Source organism: Flavobacterium chuncheonense, from assembly GCF_042686145.1.
Taxonomy (GTDB): domain Bacteria; phylum Bacteroidota; class Bacteroidia; order Flavobacteriales; family Flavobacteriaceae; genus Flavobacterium; species Flavobacterium chuncheonense.
Genome location: NZ_JBHUPC010000013.1, coordinates 422,452 through 441,573, shown reverse-complemented (window position 1 = coordinate 441,573; position 19,122 = coordinate 422,452). Strand labels below are relative to the sequence as shown.

Sequence of the window (19,122 nt, the reverse complement as noted above, 5' to 3'; positions counted from 1 at the left end):
TTAAAATACACTTACCTTAATTTTATCTCTATTATAAACATATATTACACATAATAATACCCAAAAAACATTAGAAATTGAATAACTAAATGCAGCACCAAGCATTTCATATCTTGGAATCAAAAATATGTTTAAAATAATATTTATAAATAACGCTAAAAACATTATTCTTTTAAAAACCACTTGTTTATTGGTCATATTCATATACAATGGTATCACTCCAAAAAAAGATGCTATAATTTGAGATAAAACTAGCAATCTTAGAGCTGAATCTGCTAAAATATAATCCGCTCCAAATATTTTTAAAATGGTTTCACTAAATAAAATCAATATCACTCCACCTATAAAATTAATTATAAAAATAAGTTTATTACTTCTCTTTATAACCACGGTTAATTCTTCTACTTTTTTTAACTCATAAAGCTCGGCTATCTTGGTTGAAGCATTAATACCGAAAGAAATAATAACCATACTCATAAACGTCATTAATTTAATTGCTAACGAATAATAAGCCACAACAGCGTCTCCAAAGTACCTTTTCAATAAAAAAACATCTACACTGAGTAACAAGAAAAAAATCAAACTACTTATACCCATAGAATATGAAGACTTAATGATTTTTACTTGATTTACTTCATTACAAAAATCTAAATGTTCACCTTCTATTTTAACTAACTTAATTAAAATTATAATCAAGGTTATAATTGCTAAAAAGAAAAAACCATATATGAAAAAATCTATTAAACATTCTGGATTTCCTTGAAAAGTGAGTAAAATTGACCCTATAAAAACAGGAAAATATTTAAATGTATTTCTAAAAAGTTCAGACAAATAAACATCTCCTAAAGCTCTTATGAATTCAGTATTATAAAGTGTTAACACATTAAAAAATAAAAGAAAAACACACTTATAAATGATGTTGTATGTAGATGAATCATTAAAAAAACTATCTACAAAATTTTTATCTACTAGTAGAAATAATAATAATAAACATAAAGAAGTCATAAATAATATTTTCAAATTATTTATATATAGCTTCTTTAAAACAGAAAATGAATTTAGTGCTCTTAACTTTCCAGCAAAAAATAAAACAGATTGATCTGTTCCTAATAAAGCAATACTCCCAACTAATAATAAAAAAGTTCGTGTAAAATCGTATTGCCCTACTATTTTAGGACTATAATTATGTGTTAAAAATAGAGTAAAGCCAAAAAGCGTTATGACACCAAAAACACGCAAAATCAAAGTTATAATACTTTGCTTTATTAATGTATTCGAATTTACTTTAGCTATAAGTTTTTTTATTTTTTCCAAAATTAATTATAAATAAGACTACCTGTAAATAATTGATTTACATCAATTGATACTGGGTTATTCTTCAAAACTACATTTCCAGTACCATAAATTGCTCCAGTTAAACTTTCTACCGGATATACTATCATTTCATTACTACCTCTATGAAAAACGTCTATAGTTTGTACTTGCAAATTGCTACCATAAAAAATGCCATCACCCCATGAAAAGAAAACCACCATTTTGTTAGCTTCCCCATTACAATAAAAGTTGGACACACTGTTGCTTTCAATGTACAGATATTCATTATTTACATCTAAATAAAAGTCACCCGTACCAGCCCCTTCTTCATCATCTATTGATAAAACACGTAATTCAGGATAACGTAATACGCCATCGCTTTTAATATTTTGTTCTGTTTTACTGTATATTTCCTTAATATTTGGAGCTGTAACATAAACTGTTGTTACTCCATAATCTCTCGCAATATTACAGGTAGAAATATCTTTTACTTTTAATAAATCCCCCTCAAGTACTACTTCAATTTCATCTCTAATATTATCGCGTGTTTCTACCTTCACTTCATATGTATCACCTTGTTTAACAACCAACGCAATTTTTGAGTATACTTTCACTTTACTAAACCCTTCAAATGGAAACGTTATAGTTACTGGATTACCATTACCTTTTAAACAATCCTCTGATATACCACAACTTGCAGTAAACACTATTAACAATATATAAAGTGTGTGTTTCATTACAATCGGATACCTAAGGTTGCTTCAATCGCTTCTGCTCTTCCTCCGTGAGTTTTTAACCCCAAGCCTATGAATAAATTTTTATAAAGATAGTATTTTGCCCCTAACCGCTGGTAAATATCGGTTTCATAATTAAAGGGTTTATAAACATAATACCCCAATTGTGTTTCTATCGACAATTTATTGATAAACAATTCATGACCTATAAAAAGCCCTACTCGTTTATAATCAACATCTGGCTCCGTATAATCTTTATGCTCTTTTGGAAAAACAACTGATGAAAACTGAATATAATCTTTTAAATAACGTGAAAAGAAAACATCTGTACCCAATTGTAAAGCGCTCTTTCTTCCTATGCGCTTATCGGCATACAATCCGAGATGATAAAACTGTCGTTGTCCCAATCCCGGAACAGGTCCCTCAGAAATTCCAGTTCGAAAAGCAAAATTATATTTTATACGCTCTCGATACGTTTTAGGATAAGGTAAACTGCCCTGTTTTACTAGAATTGCATCATCAAAATTGTAATTCAATCCAAGATTAAAAGCAATCGTATTAATACCACTATTAGGCGCTTTGAACCTGCCGTTTGAAAAATGATCGAGCATAAGTCCTGCTTGCAAGCCTAATCGTCCTAAAATATTCTCCCGCTTGTATTGTAACATAAAGTAAGTATTATCCATTACTCTTGTTCCAAAGGCGTTGTTTTTATTATTTGTTTCTTTATCATAAGGATTAGAGGTTATACCAATTCCCTGTGAAATTCGAAACATCAAGTTTCGTTTTAAAAAATAAAAATTGTAATGTACCCCAATAGCATGATTTACTCCCAAATATTGATTTTTAAAATCAATATAGTGATAGGATATCCCATAATCGGGGTAATCATAAACTAGTTCCCATTCTTTAAGTCCGGAAGTTTTCCAGTTGTAACTTACCATAAAACCATCTGGATGCCCTGTAATAAGATGCCCCACATAATCGGCGTGTTTTATGATATTACCTCTGAAAATTTGAGCATCTAAATACGTTGCCTTTTTATTCTTTTCTTGTGCAAAAGAAAATAAAGTAAGCAATAGCAAAGCCCAATTCCAAATCTTATTCATTCTTATAATTTCGCTAAACAATTGGCTAAACTTTGCTTCCAATCTTGAACTTCTACACCAAAATTGTCCTTTATTTTCGTTTTATCTAAAACACTATATGCTGGTCTTTTGGCAGGTGTTGGATATGCTGAAGAAGGTATCGGTTGTAAATCAATTTTAATATTGCTTAGCTCAAAAATTGCTGCGGCAAATTCATACCACGAACACTGTCCTTCATTACTAAAATTATAAATACCATACTTGGTATCATTATTCATATCGGTACTTTGTGCCATTACAATTGTCATCAATACTTTTGCTAATTCAATGGCATAAGTAGGTGTACCTATTTGATCTGCAACTACTGACAATGAATCGCGATCTGCAGCCAAACGTAACATTGTTTTCATGAAATTATTAGCAAATTCTGAATAAACCCAAGAAGTGCGAACAATAAAATGCTTATTCCATGTGCTTTGGATAGCTTGCTCACCTTGTAGTTTGGTTAAACCATAAACGCCGCTTGGGAAAGGGACATCTGTTTCTAAAAGCCCAAACGTACTTTTCAATGGTAAACGCTTTTCCCTATCGTAATAAGCAATTCCGTTTGCATAATAAGCATCAAATACAAAATCTGTTGAAACGTGTATTAAAACTGTTTGATGTGCTTTACATACTTCTGCTAAATTTTGAGCTCCATTCGTATTAATATCAAACGCTTTATCGGGCTCACTTTCTGCTTTATCTACAGCCGTATAAGCGGCTGCATTTATACAAAAATTAGGCTTATAAGTATTAAAAACTGCCTCACATTGTTCAAAATTGGTAATATCCAATTGGGAAGAATCACAAAAAACAAAATTCACTTCAGGATAATTACCTGAAATGAATTGTAAAGCTTGTCCTAATTGTCCTCTTGCTCCTGAAACTAAAACTACCATATCTTCTTTGCGTTTTCCAGAGTTGGCAATATTTGATCTTTCTCGGATATAATAAGGTCAGTGGAAGGCAAATTCCAATCAATTGCGAGAGCTGGGTCGTTATAAATTAATCCACCTTCACTCTCTTTATTGTAGAAATTATCGCATTTGTAAAAGAAAGTTGCCGTTTCACTCAATACTAAAAAACCATGTGCAAATCCTCTTGGTACAAAAAATTGCTTCTGATTTTCCGCTGATAATAATACCGATTCATACTGACCATAGGTTTCCGATTCGGGACGGATGTCTACTGCTACGTCTAAAACCTCTCCTTGTAATACACGAACCAACTTCGCTTGTGCATGTTCACCACACTGATAATGAAGTCCCCTTAAAACTCCTTTAGTAGAAAAAGATTGATTATCTTGAACAAAATGAACGTCATGATTAACCCCTTGTTGAAAAGTTCTTTCATTGAAACTCTCCATGAAATAACCGCGCTCATCCTTAAAAATGGTAGGTTCTAAAATAAAACAGCCTTTTAATTTTGTCTCTGTAAATTTCATCTTAGTTCAATAAACCCATTAAGTGTTTACCATATCCGCTTTTTAACAATGGTTCTGCTAAATTCTTCAATTGTTCCGCATCAATATAACCCATTTTATAAGCCGCCTCTTCAATAGCTCCGATTTTCAATCCTTGACGTTCTTCAATTACTTCAACAAACTGTCCAGCTTGCATTAACGATTGAAATGTTCCGGTATCTAACCAAGCAGTACCTCTATCCAAAATACTCACTTTAAGATTGCCGCGTTTTAAATATTCTTTATTTACATCGGTAATTTCCAGTTCACCTCTTGGACTTGGTTGGATATTAGCCGCAATTTCCACTACAGAATTATCATAAAAATAAATACCTGGAACAGCAAAATTGGATTTCGGTTCTAATGGTTTCTCTTCAATAGAAAGGACATTACCTTGCTTGTCAAAATCAACTACACCATAGCGCTCTGGATCGTGTACATGATAAGCATAAATAATACCGCCTTTAGGATCATTATTAGCCTGTAATAATTCTGCTAAACCAGTTCCATAAAAAATGTTATCGCCTAAAATCAAAGCAACTTTATCATTCCCTATGAATTCTTTTCCTATGATAAATGCTTCTGCTAGTCCATTAGGATGCTCTTGAACCGCATACTCAAATCGACAACCTAATTTTGTTCCATCTCCTAAAAGTTGTTGGAATAAGGGTAAATCATGCGGTGTTGAAATAATTAATATTTCTTTGATTCCTGCCCACATCAACGTTGACAATGGGTAGTAAATCATTGGTTTATCATATATCGGCATCAATTGCTTACTGACTGCTAATGTTAACGGATGTAAACGTGTTCCTGATCCTCCTGCTAAGATTATTCCTTTCATTATATTTAAAATAGTGGTTGTTTTGCTAAAAAATTACAACCTATTCTTATTTATTCCATTTTTTTAAATACCAATCTACTGTTTTTTGAATCCCTGTTTCAAAATTTTCATCGGCTTTCCATCCCAATTCATTTTCTATTTTTGTTGCATCGATTGCATAACGTAAGTCATGTCCTGGTCTGTCTTTTACAAACGTAATTAAATCTTGATATCTACCAGAAGTTAATGGAATTCTTTGATTTAAAATTTCACAAATAGTATCCACTATATACAAATTATTACGTTCGTTTCTGCCACCTATATTATAAGTTTCACCAGCAATACCCGACTTGAATGCCAATTCAATTCCTTTGCAATGGTCTAATACGTACAACCAATCTCTTACGTTTTTACCATCCCCATAGATAGGAATATTTTCACCCGATATTGCTTTACGAATAATCGTTGGTATTAACTTTTCATCATGTTGCTTAGGTCCATAATTATTCGAACAATTAGTTGTTACAACATTCATCCCGTAAGTATGAAAATAACTACGTACAATCATGTCAGAACCCGCTTTTGATGCTGAATAAGGACTATTAGGCGCATATGGCGTAGTTTCTTCAAATAAACCTGTTTCTCCTAATGTTCCATATACCTCATCTGTAGATACATGGTGAAATCTAGCAGCTTTAAAGTCCTCTTTATAATCATTAGGTCCATTCATCCACAATTTACGTGCGGCATCTAAAAGGTTAAAAGTACCCAAAACATTCGTTTTAATAAAAGCCTCCGGACCAGATATGGAGTTATCAACATGGCTTTCTGCTGCAAAATGTATTACATCATGAAATTGATATTGATCAAATAAATCTTTAACAAAGGAACCATCGCAAATATCTCCCTTTACAAAAGTATAACGCTCGTGACCTTGAACCTCTTTTACGTTATCCAAATTTCCTGCATAAGTCAATAAATCTAAATTGACCAAATGATAATCTGGGTTGTTTTCTATAAAATAAGGTACAAAGTTAGAACCTATAAAACCTGCTCCTCCTGTTACTAAAACTGTCTTCATATTATGCTAACTCTCTTTTTTGTATTTGTTTTTTATAAAATAATCGTAAACCAGAAAAAATGAAAAACAAAACAATTAAAATAAATGGTACGATTAACTTCATTTTATTATGTAATCCCTTCGAGTCCTTTATATTAATTGTAGTACTAATATCTTTTATAATTGAATCTACTTCTATTAAAGACGATTTTAATTGTCCCTGATTAGTAATCAACTTTTCTTTGGTTTGAATTAATTCATTCAATTGATTATTTTCATTATTGTAGATTAAATTAGTGCTCTTTTGATTATTATTCCCAACAGATTTAATAAACTCATTCAATAAACTATCAATTTGAGAAATGGTAACCTCATTGGTAAAAATTTTATTTTGAATGTTTTCAATTTGCTGTTGTTTTACCTGTTCAAAGTAATCAGAAGAGTTTAAAAATTTTAAAATTGGAACAATTGTATTTTCTGATTTAGTTTCTTTTGACGTAATTAATTTAACAGCGTGAAAGGGATAATTTTTACCCGTTACTTCATTTTCAATTATAGTATTTATACTTCCTTCCTCTGCCATTAATTTTAACAATTCAAACTTCTCGGGACTATTTTGAATGAAACTATAAATATCAATTATTGGCTCAACTTCAATCTCTCTAAAATTTTTAATATTCTTTAGCCCAATTGCTTTAAAAAACAACGTATCATTCTGCTTTCTTTTTGCATTCAGTAAGTTTACTTGGTTGTATAAGTAATCCGTACTTCCAAAATTAGGTCTTACAATAATTGTATGTTCATAAACAGAGTCTTTTCTGTCCATATAAAAACCAACTCCTCCTCCAATAATGAATAGGATTGCAATAACAATTATATTGCGTTTTATAAATAAAAATAAATCGAAGATTCCATCAAAAAATGAATTGAAAAAATCTTTTATTTTGCTCAAAACTTTACCTAAATCGATTTCTTGATCTTGAGTGTTTGTACTCATACGTTATTTGTTATATTAAAAATTTGTTCTAGTATTTTTATTGTTATCAAATAGGTTGGCTTTACGCCTGTTGTTCCTAATCCTCCCGAAGCTAATGTACTTCCTGTTTCCAATGGATTATCAGATGCATAATAAGCATAGCGTACCTTTACGTTAGGGTTAATACTCTTACGTATTTTTGATGCCGACTGAATTGCTTTTTGATAATAAGCACCTTCCATTTCTAATCCTATAGCCTGCCAAGTTGATTCGTGGAAAAATTTCAATAAGTCCCTATTTTGCAAAGATGTCCCAAGCACCGTAATCATGGGACCCGAATAAACAGCAATACCATTACCTTCAAACATTTCTTTTGAAAGTTCATTTTCAAATGGATAATTGTCGGCTGTCCCTTCATTAACATGTGCACATGGAATCATAATATCTCCCTTTCCCCCTTCCAGAATTCCAGCTTTCCCCATAATGGAAACCGACTCTACATTTAAGAAAATACTACTCTTTTTCTCAAGTTTGTACGGCTTTAATAATTCATCAATAGTTTCATAGGCTTGCTCTCCAAAAGCATAATCCATAACGATTATTACAGGCTTTTCTTTTGTAAAATTAGCCTTTGAAAACAATGTTTTATCAAAATCTAATTTTGCTGTATCAAAAATTTGTACATCAATATTGGTACCTGATGTATCAGGTATAAAAAGCATCCCTTGTTTTGAAGCATAATCTTGAACTTTATTTCGAATATCATTACTGTTCGACTTACTCAAATCTTCAAACACTTGAAAAAAAGACGATGTTTTGTATTTACTTCCTAAAACTGGCTCAGCAAAAAGAGAATTCATCACACTGTGCATATTTGCACTTATAATGTGAATTGGTCGCTCAATCAATCCGTTTTTATATAAAACTTCTTTGATATTAGTCGCCCAGATATCTCCATAAATATGATGCCCTAATCGCTCTCTTAAAATTGGACTAAAAGTAATGGTTCGCTTATGATTGACAACCACTTCTTCGATAGCTAATTTTCCTAACCAATATATAATATGTAAAAATCGATCAGGTTGTTCCGTTGTGCCAAAATCATCATAAATGTTTTGAATCTCAGCAAAAGATCTTCCTAAAACATTCGCTACATGTGAAATAGCTTTCTCGCGTTCAACTAAAGGAAGTTTCTTTTTTAGTTGCACCACCAATTCCAGCTTTTCCCAATCTCTAGAAACAGCACCATCTTCATCCATTAAAACGCGGTCTTTTATTTTATGTGATTCAATAAAAATAAAAGTAAGATGGGTTAAAATATCATAAATATCCGAACGCCCTCTAGTAATTTCAACATTCATTTGTTCTTCATCAATCCGATAGCAATTACGCCTACGCTTTGGCGGGACAATTGCTTTAAAATGCGAATTGGAATAGCCTTCATCTGAAGTTAGGTTAATATACCTACACTCTTCAATGCCTATTGGTAAACGTTCTATTACATATAATAAACCGTTCAACTCTACTTTTTCTTCATTGATTGAACCGTAAATTTCTGGTTGCAACTGTAATAAGGCTTCTCGAAGAGTTTCCCCAGAAACTCCCATGGGTTTATAAAAACCACGATTAAACAAATGCCGCATGGTTATATACAAACGCTCGATAGCCGCAGATGAAATCTGGGCTCTGGATCGAGATATAGGCTTAGTTTGTTTCATGTTCTTATAAGGTCTATGACCCACAAATGTAGTGTTTTTATTGTATTTTCAATAAATCAGCAATTTTTCTATCGTTGCTTAATCGAGGTAATTTGTTTTGTCCGCCAAGTTTACCTATTGATTTCATATACTCTTGAAAACCGTTTTTGGCAACTTTTGTTATCACTACCGTTCGCAATACTTTACCTACAATCAAATCATCGTAATACACATTTTGCTTACGCATGGCTGCATCTATTTTAAGCGCAAATTCCGCTATATCTGATGGTTCGTTTTCAAATTCTATACACCATTCATGATATGGCAATCCCGCTTGTGGTGCAATTTGTGGTGCAACTGTAAACTCGTTAACCCTAACATTTGTTCCTTCCATTGCTTCTTGTAAAGCGGCCTCCACTTCTTTTCCAATTACATGTTCCCCAAATGCCGATATATAATGTTTGATTCTTCCTGAAACGATAATTCGGTATGGTTTTAAACTCGTAAACTGAACAGTATCGCCAATATTATAAGCCCAAAGTCCTGCATTTGTAGAGATTATTAAAACATAATTTATACCCAACTCTACTTCGCCTATAGTATAACGTTTTGGATTTTCGGTAAAAAATTCATCTGCTTTTATAAATTCATAAAAGATTCCCGAATTCAATAACAAAAGCATTCCTTTCTCCTTTTGTGAATCCTGATATGCAAAGAAACCTTCGGAGGCAGGAAATAATTCGATTGCATCAACTTTACGGCCTATTAAATTTTCAAATTTGGCACGATACGGTTCGTAATTCACCCCACCGTATATAAACAAATTGAAATTTTTAAAAATTTCACCTACTGGTTTATGGGTACGCTCTTTTAATTTTTCAAAATACATTTGTACCCAAGAAGGAATTCCAGAAATTACAGCCATATTTTCGTTTATGGTTTCATCTACAATTCGATCTACTTTGGTTTCCCAATCTTCAATACAGTTGGTTTCCCAGCTTGGCATCCTATTAGTCTGTAAATATTTAGGCACATAGTGCGCAACAATACCTGAAAGACGACCCAATTGTATGCCGTTTTTCTCTTCCAAAATAGGACTACCTTGTAAAAAAATCATTTTCCCATCAACAAAGTCGGCTTTACCTGTTTCATGAACATAACTCAAAATAGCATTTCGAGCTGCTTCAATGTGATAAGGCATTGATTCTTTTGTTAATGGTATGTATTTTGCTCCAGAAGTTGTACCCGAAGTTTTAGCAAAATAAATAGGCTTACCTTTCCAAAGAATATTTTCTTTTCCTTTTACCACCTCATCAACATAACTTTTTAAAGCTTCATAATCTCTTACTGGAACTTTATTAGCAAAATCTTCAAAGTTTTTAATATTACCAAAATCATGATCTTTTCCAAACTGAGTACTTTTGGCAACTTGAATTAAATCTTCAAAAACACGTTGTTGGGATTCAATAGGGTTATTAGCCCATTTTTGAGTTTCATTATGGATGTATTTAGCGAAAAGTTTTGCTGCAATAGCTTTTATTGATGTCATTATTCGAAATTGATAAATTGGGTTGGGTCAATTGGGAAACCATCTTTCCACAATTCAAAATGAAGTGTAACCCCCGAAGTACTACCTGATTCATTTCCTGCAATTGCAATTACTTCACCCGACTTAACGGTATCTCCTTGTTTTTTAGTTATAGAGCCAGCATTTTTATAAACCGATAAAACGGCATCTTGATGGCGAACAATAACTACATATCCTTGTGAAGGTGTCCAATCTGCAAAAACAATAGTTCCAGCGGCAATAGCTTTAATTGGTGTGTTATTCATCAGCGATAATTTTACCGCCAAATGCTTGTCTTTTACACTATATCCTTTGATAATTTTTCCTTGTGCAGGAGAAAAAGGAACGAAATTAACTTTTGGTTTCGCCGATTCAAATACATTAAACTTGTCATCTTGTGCTACCTTATCACGCAGAGCCTTTTCTGCATTAGAAGCTTCAAGACTTGAATCATCAACTACTTGCTTTTCTGCAACCAAAAGCGAATCCTTATTCAATTTGGCGTATTCTAAATCCCCAGTTAGTACTTTTTTAATAGAAGTAATATATGCATTATTCAAACGAACTGCATTTTCTAGTGAATCTGATTTAATAGCCAAATCCATGGCTTGTTGCTTCAGTTTTGTAGACGCATAACCCGGAATATATTCCCGTAATGGAGTAAAAGCAATGATATAAGTTGTTACACCAATTAAGAAAATAGCAGATACGGTCACTAAAACAAAAACGTTCATTAGTCTTAGCTTTAATGAAAAAGTCTCTTCAAAAGTTTCTTCGTTAAGAATTACTAACCTTCTTTTACTAAAAAGTTTACGGATTAATAGTTTTCTTTTTTGCTTTTTACTCGCCATTTTACTGTAATTATTACCACAAATATAATAATTACCCCAAGAGCTTGCCTTGATTCATTATAATAATTCGTTAAAAAAGTATCGTTTGTAAATTTCTTTTTATCTTTGCAGTATTAATTTGATATATCATGAATGCATTAGCAATATTTTTAGGCGCAATTGGACCAGGTTCATGGGTAATTATTGGTTTAGCCGTTTTATTACTTTTTGGTGGTAAAAAAATTCCAGAATTGATGAAAGGTCTTGGTGGTGGCGTTAAAGAATTTAAAAACGCTATGAAAGACGAAGAAGAAAATAAAAATTCTAAAAAAGAAAATAACGAAACTAAAGAGTAGTTTATTCTTTCACTTATAAAAAAAAGCCCAAATTTACTATTAAATTTGGGCTTTTTCTTTTACTTACAAAATCATTGAAAGTTGAATGCGTTTTCGAGCTTCATCTACCTCAACAACTTTTACCTGAACATGTTGGTGTAATTTTACTACTTCATTTACATCAGAAACAAAACCTTCTTTTAGTTGGGAAATATGAACCAAACCACTCTCTTTGATTCCCACATCCACAAAACAACCAAATGCTGTAATGTTGTTAACAATTCCTGGCAAAATCATACCTGTTTTCAAATCTTTAATTGAACGAACATTTGGATCAAACTCAAATACTTTGGCTGATTTTCTCGGATCCAATCCTGGTTTTTCCAGTTCTTTTAAAATGTCTTTCAAACCTAAAATTCCTATTTCGTCTGAAATGTATTTTTCCGGTTGAATTTGATTGATTTTTTCTTTATTGGCTATCAATTCGTTGGTTTTAATACCCAAATCTTTCGCCATTTTTTCCACTACTTTATAAGCTTCAGGATGTACTGCAGAATTATCCAATGGATTTTTCCCATCGCGAATACGAATAAAAGCTGCTGCTTGTTGAAAAGCCTTTTCGCCCAAACGTGGTACTTTTTTCAACTCTTTTCGGTCTTCAAAAGGTCCATTTTCCGAACGATAAGTTACTATATTTTCGGCCATTTTTTCTCCAATTCCCGATACATAACTCAGTAACGATTTACTTGCTGTATTAATATTCACACCGACAGAGTTAACACAACGCACAACGGTATTATCCAATTCATCTTTCAGTTTAGTTTGATCGACATCGTGTTGGTATTGCCCTACTCCAATAGATTTAGCATCAATCTTTACCAATTCAGCTAAAGGATCTGAAAGGCGTCTTCCAATAGAAACAGCACCACGAACCGTTACATCGTAATTTGGAAATTCTTCTCGTGCAATTTTACTTGCTGAATATACCGATGCTCCTGCTTCAGAAACCACAAATACTTGAACGGGTTTGTCAAAAGCTATTTTTTTTATAAAAAATTCCGTTTCGCGAGATGCCGTACCATTACCAATTGAAATCGCTTCAATACCATATGCATTTACCATAGAACGGATTTTTTTCATAGCCATGGCCGTTTCATTTTGTGGGGCATGTGGATAAATAGTTTCATTGTTCAGTAAATCTCCTTTTTCGTCCAAACATACCACTTTACAACCGGTTCTAAAACCTGGGTCGATGGCTAAAATTCGCTTTTCTCCCAATGGTGGAGCTAACAATAATTGACGTAAATTTTCAGAAAAAACATCAATAGCTTTTATATCGGCTTTGTCTTTTGCTTCTTGTAATGTTTCATTTGAAATTGCAGGTTCTAACAAACGTTTGTAACTGTCTTTTATAGCCAATTCAAGTTGTTGAGCAGTACTGTTTTTATTTTTTATAATATTCTCTTCAATAAACGACAATGCTTCCTCCTTTTCAATTGCAACGTTGAGTTTAACATAACCTTCTGCTTCTGCACGTAACATGGCTAATAATCGATGCGATGGTGTTTTGTATAAGGGTTCAGCCCAATCAAAATATTGTGAAAATTTTTGCGCTCCTTCTTCATCCTTTTTAGCTTTAACTACTTTTGTAGTAATCTCGCCTTGACGTTGAAACATGCGTCTTATATTTTTTCGAATGTAAATGTTTTCGTTGATCCATTCGGCTATAATATCGCGAGCTCCTTGTAAAGCTTCATCTTCATTCACAACTTTATCATTCAAATATTTTGTAGCTATATAGTCTACATCATCTGCATTTTGAGCCATAATGATTTTTGCCAAAGGTTCCAATCCGTTTTCTCGTGCTGTATCCGCCTTTGTTTTACGTTTCTTTTTATATGGCAAGTACAAATCTTCCAATTCTTGTAAATCGTAACTTGCTGCTAATTTTGATTGTAATTCTGGTGTAAGTGCATTTTGTTCTTCAATACTTTTTAAAATGCTTTCTTTACGTTTTATAATTTCATCGTATACTTTTTTAGCTTTTGCTATGGCTTCAATTTGAACCTCATCAAGGTTTCCTGTTTTATCTTTTCGATAACGGGCAATAAACGGAATGGTACAATCTTCATCTAATAATTGTAGTGTAGCTTCTATATTTTTTGCAGCGGTATCAACCTGCTTTTGAATAAATGCAATTGTGGTCATATGGGTATTTTAATAGTCTGCTAAAATACTATCTTTGAATAAAATTTGATAGCAATTGAATAGCTTATTTGTTTATTTGGTTTTGGTAAACTGTATAACTTTTTTGGTTTTCGGATATGATAAAAATGCTGCTAGAAAAAGTAAAAATCGTATTCCAGAACGTAATTTATTTATCCTTACACTTTTGGGAGGTACAATTGGAGGTTTAGTTGCTATGAAAACGTTTAACCATAAAACCCGAAAAACTTCTTTCATCTTTACTTTTTATGGTATTGTGTTGTTGCAACTTTTTGTACTCTACTTGCTTTTTAAAAATCGATATTTCTAAAATTACGTTTCATAAAGTTTAATGCTACTTCAACTATCTCACCCATAGAATCGGCTTTTTTAAAGTCTTTATCTAATGTAAATTGATATACTTCTTCACGTAACTGTTCGATATGTTCTGGAGGGGCCAAATTGGTTGATTTCATTGCCAATAAAAGGCGTTTTAAACGCGATTCGGAATCCAAAAGGCGTTTCACCAAAATGGAACGTTCTTCATTTTGATATTGCTCAATGGCGTTTTTATTCAGTTTTTCTTTAACCAATAAATTAAACGGTAAATTTTCTTTGAAAAGATGCGGCTTGTACAATCTAAATCGCCCTTCGTAGGATTGCTGGTCAAAATCAATAGCTCTTATTTTAAAGACTCTTTGGTCAAAATCATAAATGGGTACAATTACAAAATTATACGCACGCATATCGCCCAAAAGACCAATCATACAACGCTCGTTAAATTTTACAAATTCCTTTGCAATTTGCGCTTTTTCATGTTCTTCACAGTCTTTTAAATTGTTTTCAATAAAGACATCACCCGGAATCCCTACAATATGTTCCTCAATTAAAGTATCTTCAAAAACTAAAAAGTTGATTCTATTCGGTGATAAAATATGTTCCAATTCCAATCCGAAAATACGCGAAGCGTCCGCTTTTTTAATGTAAAAGTGTGTGTAATTGTCGTTAAGAATATTCCTGATTTTTACCCTAAAAGGTTGCGAATTACCGAAAGTACAGAAATCTATATAATCGACATTTAAAAACTGAATATTACGTTCATCTCCATCGGCATGTAAAAGCGTGTATATTTTCTTTAAACTATTGTCAATTTCTACTTTCTCAAATTCATTATAATACACCCTTACCCAAAGTGTATCATTATCATCTTTATCAAACACCGCTATTGAACCTTGAAAACGCAATAAATCATCATAAAAAACATTTGTCCTTGTAACCCTTTTATAGTGTTCCAAGTAACTTCTTAAATCTTGATTAATCGGATAAAACTTCTTTTTATATTGTGGTTTATTGTTGTCCATTTTTAATTGATAATGTATCTGTAAATTTAACAAATAAAGCCGTCTCCCTTAAGAAACAGCTTCATAAAAAATATTTAAAAATTAAACTATTCGATTTGAATTACACAATCATCTTGCTCAATCATTGATTTTTCTTTTAAAAGTATGGCTGTTACTTTTCCACTTTTTGGAGCGCAAATTGTAGTTTCCATTTTCATAGCTTCTATAATAAACAAAGGGGTATCTTTTACAATTTCTTCCCCTTCTTGAACCAATATCTTAAGTAAACTTCCTTGTAATGGTGCCCCAATATCATTTGGTCCTTTACATTTTATGTGTTCTGCTTTTGAAGTTTTGATGGCATTATCTTTTACCAAAACATTTCGGGTTTGTCCATTTATTTGGAAAAATACTTCCCTGAAACCATCTTCATTTGGAGCACCCATATATCGGAATTTGATAATAATATTTTTACCTTTATCCAAATTCACAATTATCTCTTCATTGGGTTGTAAAGGATAATAAAAACTTGGCGTTGGTAACTTTTCAACACCTCCAAAATATTTTCGGAAAGTATAAAAATCTTCAAAAACCTTCGGAAACATTATATACGATAACAAGTCTTCCATGGTAAGACTAGTATCAAATTTTTGCTGTAAAGAAAGGAGTTCCGTATTTAAATCAACTGGTTTCAAATGTGCATTGGCTCTATCCGTATAAGGTTGTTCATTTTTAAGCACCAACTTTTGTAATCTTTCAGGAAAACCACCATACGGCTGTCCTAAATCACCTCGAAATAATTGCTTAACTGATTCTGGAAAAGCTAAACTTTCGCCTTTTTCCAGAACATCTTCTGCTGTTAAATTATTGGAAGTCATGAATAAGGCCATATCCCCTACAACTTTTGAAGAAGGAGTAACTTTTACAATGTCTCCAAAAAGTTGATTCACCACTTTATAATTGTATTTAATGGTTTCAAATTTATCTTCTAAGCCTAAACCACGCGCTTGCGGTAACAGATTGGAATATTGACCTCCAGGTATCTCATGATCGTAAACTTCGGCAGTTCCTGCTTTTAATTCACTTTCAAACGGGTAATAATAATCACGAACGGCTTCAAAATAATTGGAATACTCATTTAACTTGTTCAAATTAATAGGGTTTTCACGCTGTTGTCCTTTTAAAACTGCAACTAAAGAATTGAAATTGGGTTGGGAAGTCAATCCACTCATGGAAGCCAAAGCAACATCAACCACATCAACACCTGCTTCGATAGCTTTCAAATAAGTTGTAGACTGTATTGAAGAGGTATCATGCGTATGCAAGTGAATTGGAATATTAATATATTTTTTAAGTTCCGTGATTAATACTTGGGCTGTATAAGGTTTTAACAAACCAGCCATGTCTTTAATGGCTAGCATATGTGCTCCAGCTTGCTCTAGCTCTTTAGCAAGGTTAATATAATAGTCTAAACTATATTTCGGTTTTTCAGGATCTAAAAAATCGCCTGTAAAACAAATACAAGCTTCTGCAATAGCATTGGTTTTCTCATTGACAATTTTTATACTTTGCTTCATCCCTTCAATCCAGTTTAAGGAATCGAAAATTCGGAAAACATCTATACCATTCTCGGCACTTTTTATAATAAATTCTTCAATAACATTATCAGGATAAGCTGAATATCCAACAGCATTACTTCCTCGGAACAACATTTGCAACAGCACATTCGGAATGGCTTTTCTTATTTTTCGCAAACGCTCCCAAGGATCTTCGTGAAGAAAACGCATGGTTACATCAAAAGTAGCACCTCCCCATACTTCGAATGAGAACAATTCTGGGAAGTTTTTAGCCATCCCTTCTGCTACTTTTAAAATATCGTAATTACGTAAACGCGTAGCAAATAACGATTGATGCGCATCGCGAAAAGTTGTATCAGTATACAATATTTTTTTTTCGTTTTTGATAAAATCGATAAACTTATCGCGTCCAAGCTCTGTTAGTAAGTCTTTCGTTCCTTTTGGAAAAGGAATATTTGGTGATATAGGAACTATCGGTTTTCGAAACTCTTTTTCGCTATCAAATTTTTTAATGTCAGGATGTCCGTTTACTTTAACTTCAGCTAAATACTTGATTAATTTAGTAGCCCTATCTTTAGAATATTCATAACGCGGTACAAGTAAGTGTGGATTTTCTTGAATAAAATTTACTGTTGCAGCGCCACTTCTAAACGTTTCATTCGACATTACATTAGTAAGAAAAGGAATGTTGGTTTTTACACCTCTAATTCTAAACTCTTCCAAAGTCCTGCGTAAACGATCGGATGCCCCTTTTAGTGTACGACCACTTGAAGATACTTTTACCAACATGGAATCAAAAAATGGTGAAATGGTAACTCCAGAATAACAACTTCCTTCATCCAATCGAATTCCATATCCGGCAGCATTTCGATAAGCTATAATTGTACCGTAATCGGGTTTAAAATCATTTTCAGAATCTTCGGTAGTAATCCTACATTGAATGGCCCAACCGTTACAAGAAATATCTTGTTGATTGTGAATAAATATTTGACTGTGTGACAATGGATGCCCAGCTGCTATGATAATTTGCGAACGTACAATGTCAATACCGGTAATTTCTTCTGTTATAGTATGCTCAACTTGTATACGCGGATTAACTTCAATAAAATAAATGTTTTCTTCTTGATCTACCAAAAATTCAACCGTTCCTGCATTGTTATACTTTACATATTTCGCAATGTCAATTGCATACTGATAAAGCTTTTCACGCGTTTCATTTTTTAAAATCGAAGGTGCTATTTCAATAACTTTTTGAAACCTACGCTGTACCGAACAATCTCTTTCGTATAAATGCACAATGTTACCGTGATTGTCACCTAATATTTGTACTTCAATGTGTTTCGGATTGTCAATAAACTTTTCAATGAATAAAGTATCATCACCAAAAGCTTTTAAAGCTTCACTTTTTGCATTTACAAAAGCCGTTTTAATTTCATCTGAATTGCGAACAACACGCATACCTCTACCACCACCTCCGGCTGCCGCTTTTAACATTACAGGAAATCCTATTCGGCTTGCTTCTTTTTGTGCATCTTCAACAGTTTCTAAATTAATTTCTGAGTCTTGAATTAAAGGAACTCCAACAGCTTTCGCTACTTTTTTAGCTTCTACTTTATCACCCAATTGCAGCATTGCTTCCACTCTAGGACCGACAAATACAATTCCTTCCTCCAAACATCGTTTGGCAAATGCAACATTCTCAGATAAAAAACCGTATCCAGGGTGTATCGCATCAACATTATTGTCTTTTGCAACTTGAATAATGGCATCAATGTCCAAATAAGGTTTTAAGGCTTCACTATCATCTCCTATTTGAAAACTTTGATCGGCTTTATAACGATGCAATGAATAACGATCTTCAAATGTATAAACTGCTACAGTGTCAATTTTTAATTCTGTTGCAGCTCTAAAAACACGAATAGCAATTTCACCTCTATTGGCTACGAGTAACTTTTTAATGATTAAATTTCCTGACATTTTTTTTAAACTAGATTGTTGATATTTGTAAAAGAATCAGTTTAAAATTAATAAAGAATTAAATATTTAAGAATTTATATACAAGGTTTTAACAC

General features: G+C 32.6%; 16 protein-coding genes. 2 read left to right on the top strand and 14 right to left on the bottom strand.

What is annotated here, in order from left to right; genetic code table 11:
• From ACFS5J_RS09470 to ACFS5J_RS09420, 11 genes are read right to left on the bottom strand one after another with little or no spacing between them, the layout of a single operon-like run.
• Complete coding sequence (locus ACFS5J_RS09470; RefSeq protein WP_379811883.1) at positions 1–1,314, bottom strand: lipopolysaccharide biosynthesis protein; 1,314 nt, start codon at positions 1,312–1,314, stop codon at positions 1–3.
• Between the two features lie 2 nt (positions 1,315–1,316).
• Positions 1,317–2,051 (bottom strand): head GIN domain-containing protein, encoded by a 735-nt coding sequence (locus ACFS5J_RS09465; protein WP_379811882.1) that lies wholly within the window; start codon positions 2,049–2,051, stop codon positions 1,317–1,319.
• On the bottom strand, positions 2,051–3,157 hold the full coding sequence (locus tag ACFS5J_RS09460; RefSeq protein WP_379811881.1) for an acyloxyacyl hydrolase: 1,107 nt from the start codon (positions 3,155–3,157) through the stop codon (positions 2,051–2,053). Before ACFS5J_RS09460 ends, ACFS5J_RS09465 begins: the two co-directional genes overlap by 1 nt.
• 2 nt (positions 3,158–3,159) lie before the next feature.
• Positions 3,160–4,077 (bottom strand): dTDP-4-dehydrorhamnose reductase, encoded by a 918-nt coding sequence (gene rfbD, locus ACFS5J_RS09455; RefSeq protein WP_379811879.1) that lies wholly within the window; start codon positions 4,075–4,077, stop codon positions 3,160–3,162.
• Positions 4,071–4,622: a dTDP-4-dehydrorhamnose 3,5-epimerase gene (gene rfbC / locus ACFS5J_RS09450; RefSeq protein ID WP_379811878.1), complete on the bottom strand. Its 552-nt coding sequence runs from the start codon at positions 4,620–4,622 to the stop codon at positions 4,071–4,073. The genes rfbD and rfbC overlap by 7 nt, the downstream gene beginning before the upstream one ends.
• 1 nt (position 4,623) lies before the next feature.
• On the bottom strand, positions 4,624–5,484 hold the full coding sequence (rfbA, locus tag ACFS5J_RS09445; RefSeq protein WP_379811876.1) for a glucose-1-phosphate thymidylyltransferase RfbA: 861 nt from the start codon (positions 5,482–5,484) through the stop codon (positions 4,624–4,626).
• A 46-nt stretch (positions 5,485–5,530) separates the two neighbouring features.
• Positions 5,531–6,544 carry a dTDP-glucose 4,6-dehydratase gene (rfbB, locus tag ACFS5J_RS09440; protein ID WP_379811875.1) on the bottom strand — a complete coding sequence of 338 codons (1,014 nt, stop codon included), beginning with the start codon at positions 6,542–6,544 and terminating at the stop codon, positions 5,531–5,533.
• A 1-nt stretch (position 6,545) separates the two neighbouring features.
• Positions 6,546–7,520 carry a hypothetical protein gene (locus ACFS5J_RS09435; RefSeq protein ID WP_379811873.1) on the bottom strand — a complete coding sequence of 325 codons (975 nt, stop codon included), beginning with the start codon at positions 7,518–7,520 and terminating at the stop codon, positions 6,546–6,548.
• On the bottom strand, positions 7,517–9,217 hold the full coding sequence (locus tag ACFS5J_RS09430) for a DUF6909 family protein (protein WP_379811872.1): 1,701 nt from the start codon (positions 9,215–9,217) through the stop codon (positions 7,517–7,519). The genes ACFS5J_RS09435 and ACFS5J_RS09430 overlap by 4 nt, the downstream gene beginning before the upstream one ends.
• Positions 9,218–9,254: 37 nt before the next feature.
• Complete coding sequence (locus tag ACFS5J_RS09425; RefSeq protein ID WP_379811871.1) at positions 9,255–10,745, bottom strand: GH3 family domain-containing protein; 1,491 nt, start codon at positions 10,743–10,745, stop codon at positions 9,255–9,257.
• On the bottom strand, positions 10,745–11,614 hold the full coding sequence (locus ACFS5J_RS09420) for a murein hydrolase activator EnvC family protein (protein WP_379811870.1): 870 nt from the start codon (positions 11,612–11,614) through the stop codon (positions 10,745–10,747). The genes ACFS5J_RS09425 and ACFS5J_RS09420 overlap by 1 nt, the downstream gene beginning before the upstream one ends.
• Positions 11,615–11,742: 128 nt before the next feature.
• Between ACFS5J_RS09420 and ACFS5J_RS09415 the strand changes: the two genes are divergently transcribed.
• Positions 11,743–11,949, top strand: a complete 207-nt coding sequence (locus tag ACFS5J_RS09415; RefSeq protein ID WP_379811869.1) for a Sec-independent protein translocase subunit TatA/TatB — start codon at positions 11,743–11,745, stop codon at positions 11,947–11,949.
• Positions 11,950–12,012: 63 nt separating this feature from the next.
• Here ACFS5J_RS09415 and ACFS5J_RS09410 read toward each other — a convergent pair whose 3' ends face one another.
• Entirely contained in the window at positions 12,013–14,136 is a 2,124-nt protein-coding gene (locus ACFS5J_RS09410) for a Tex family protein (RefSeq protein WP_379811868.1), read from the bottom strand.
• Between the two features lie 55 nt (positions 14,137–14,191).
• Between ACFS5J_RS09410 and ACFS5J_RS09405 the strand changes: the two genes are divergently transcribed.
• Positions 14,192–14,464, top strand: coding sequence for a DUF1294 domain-containing protein (locus tag ACFS5J_RS09405; RefSeq protein ID WP_379811867.1), 273 nt, complete (start codon positions 14,192–14,194; stop codon positions 14,462–14,464).
• Here the strand turns inward: ACFS5J_RS09405 and ACFS5J_RS09400 are convergent.
• Together ACFS5J_RS09400 and ACFS5J_RS09395 are read right to left on the bottom strand one after the other, a co-directional pair.
• A complete protein-coding gene (locus ACFS5J_RS09400; protein WP_379811866.1) occupies positions 14,445–15,494 on the bottom strand; it encodes a hypothetical protein in 1,050 nt (349 codons plus the stop codon). The genes ACFS5J_RS09405 and ACFS5J_RS09400 overlap by 20 nt on opposite strands.
• Positions 15,495–15,580: 86 nt before the next feature.
• A complete protein-coding gene (locus ACFS5J_RS09395) occupies positions 15,581–19,027 on the bottom strand; it encodes a pyruvate carboxylase (RefSeq protein ID WP_379811865.1) in 3,447 nt (1,148 codons plus the stop codon).
• Positions 19,028–19,122: the final 95 nt, after the last annotated feature.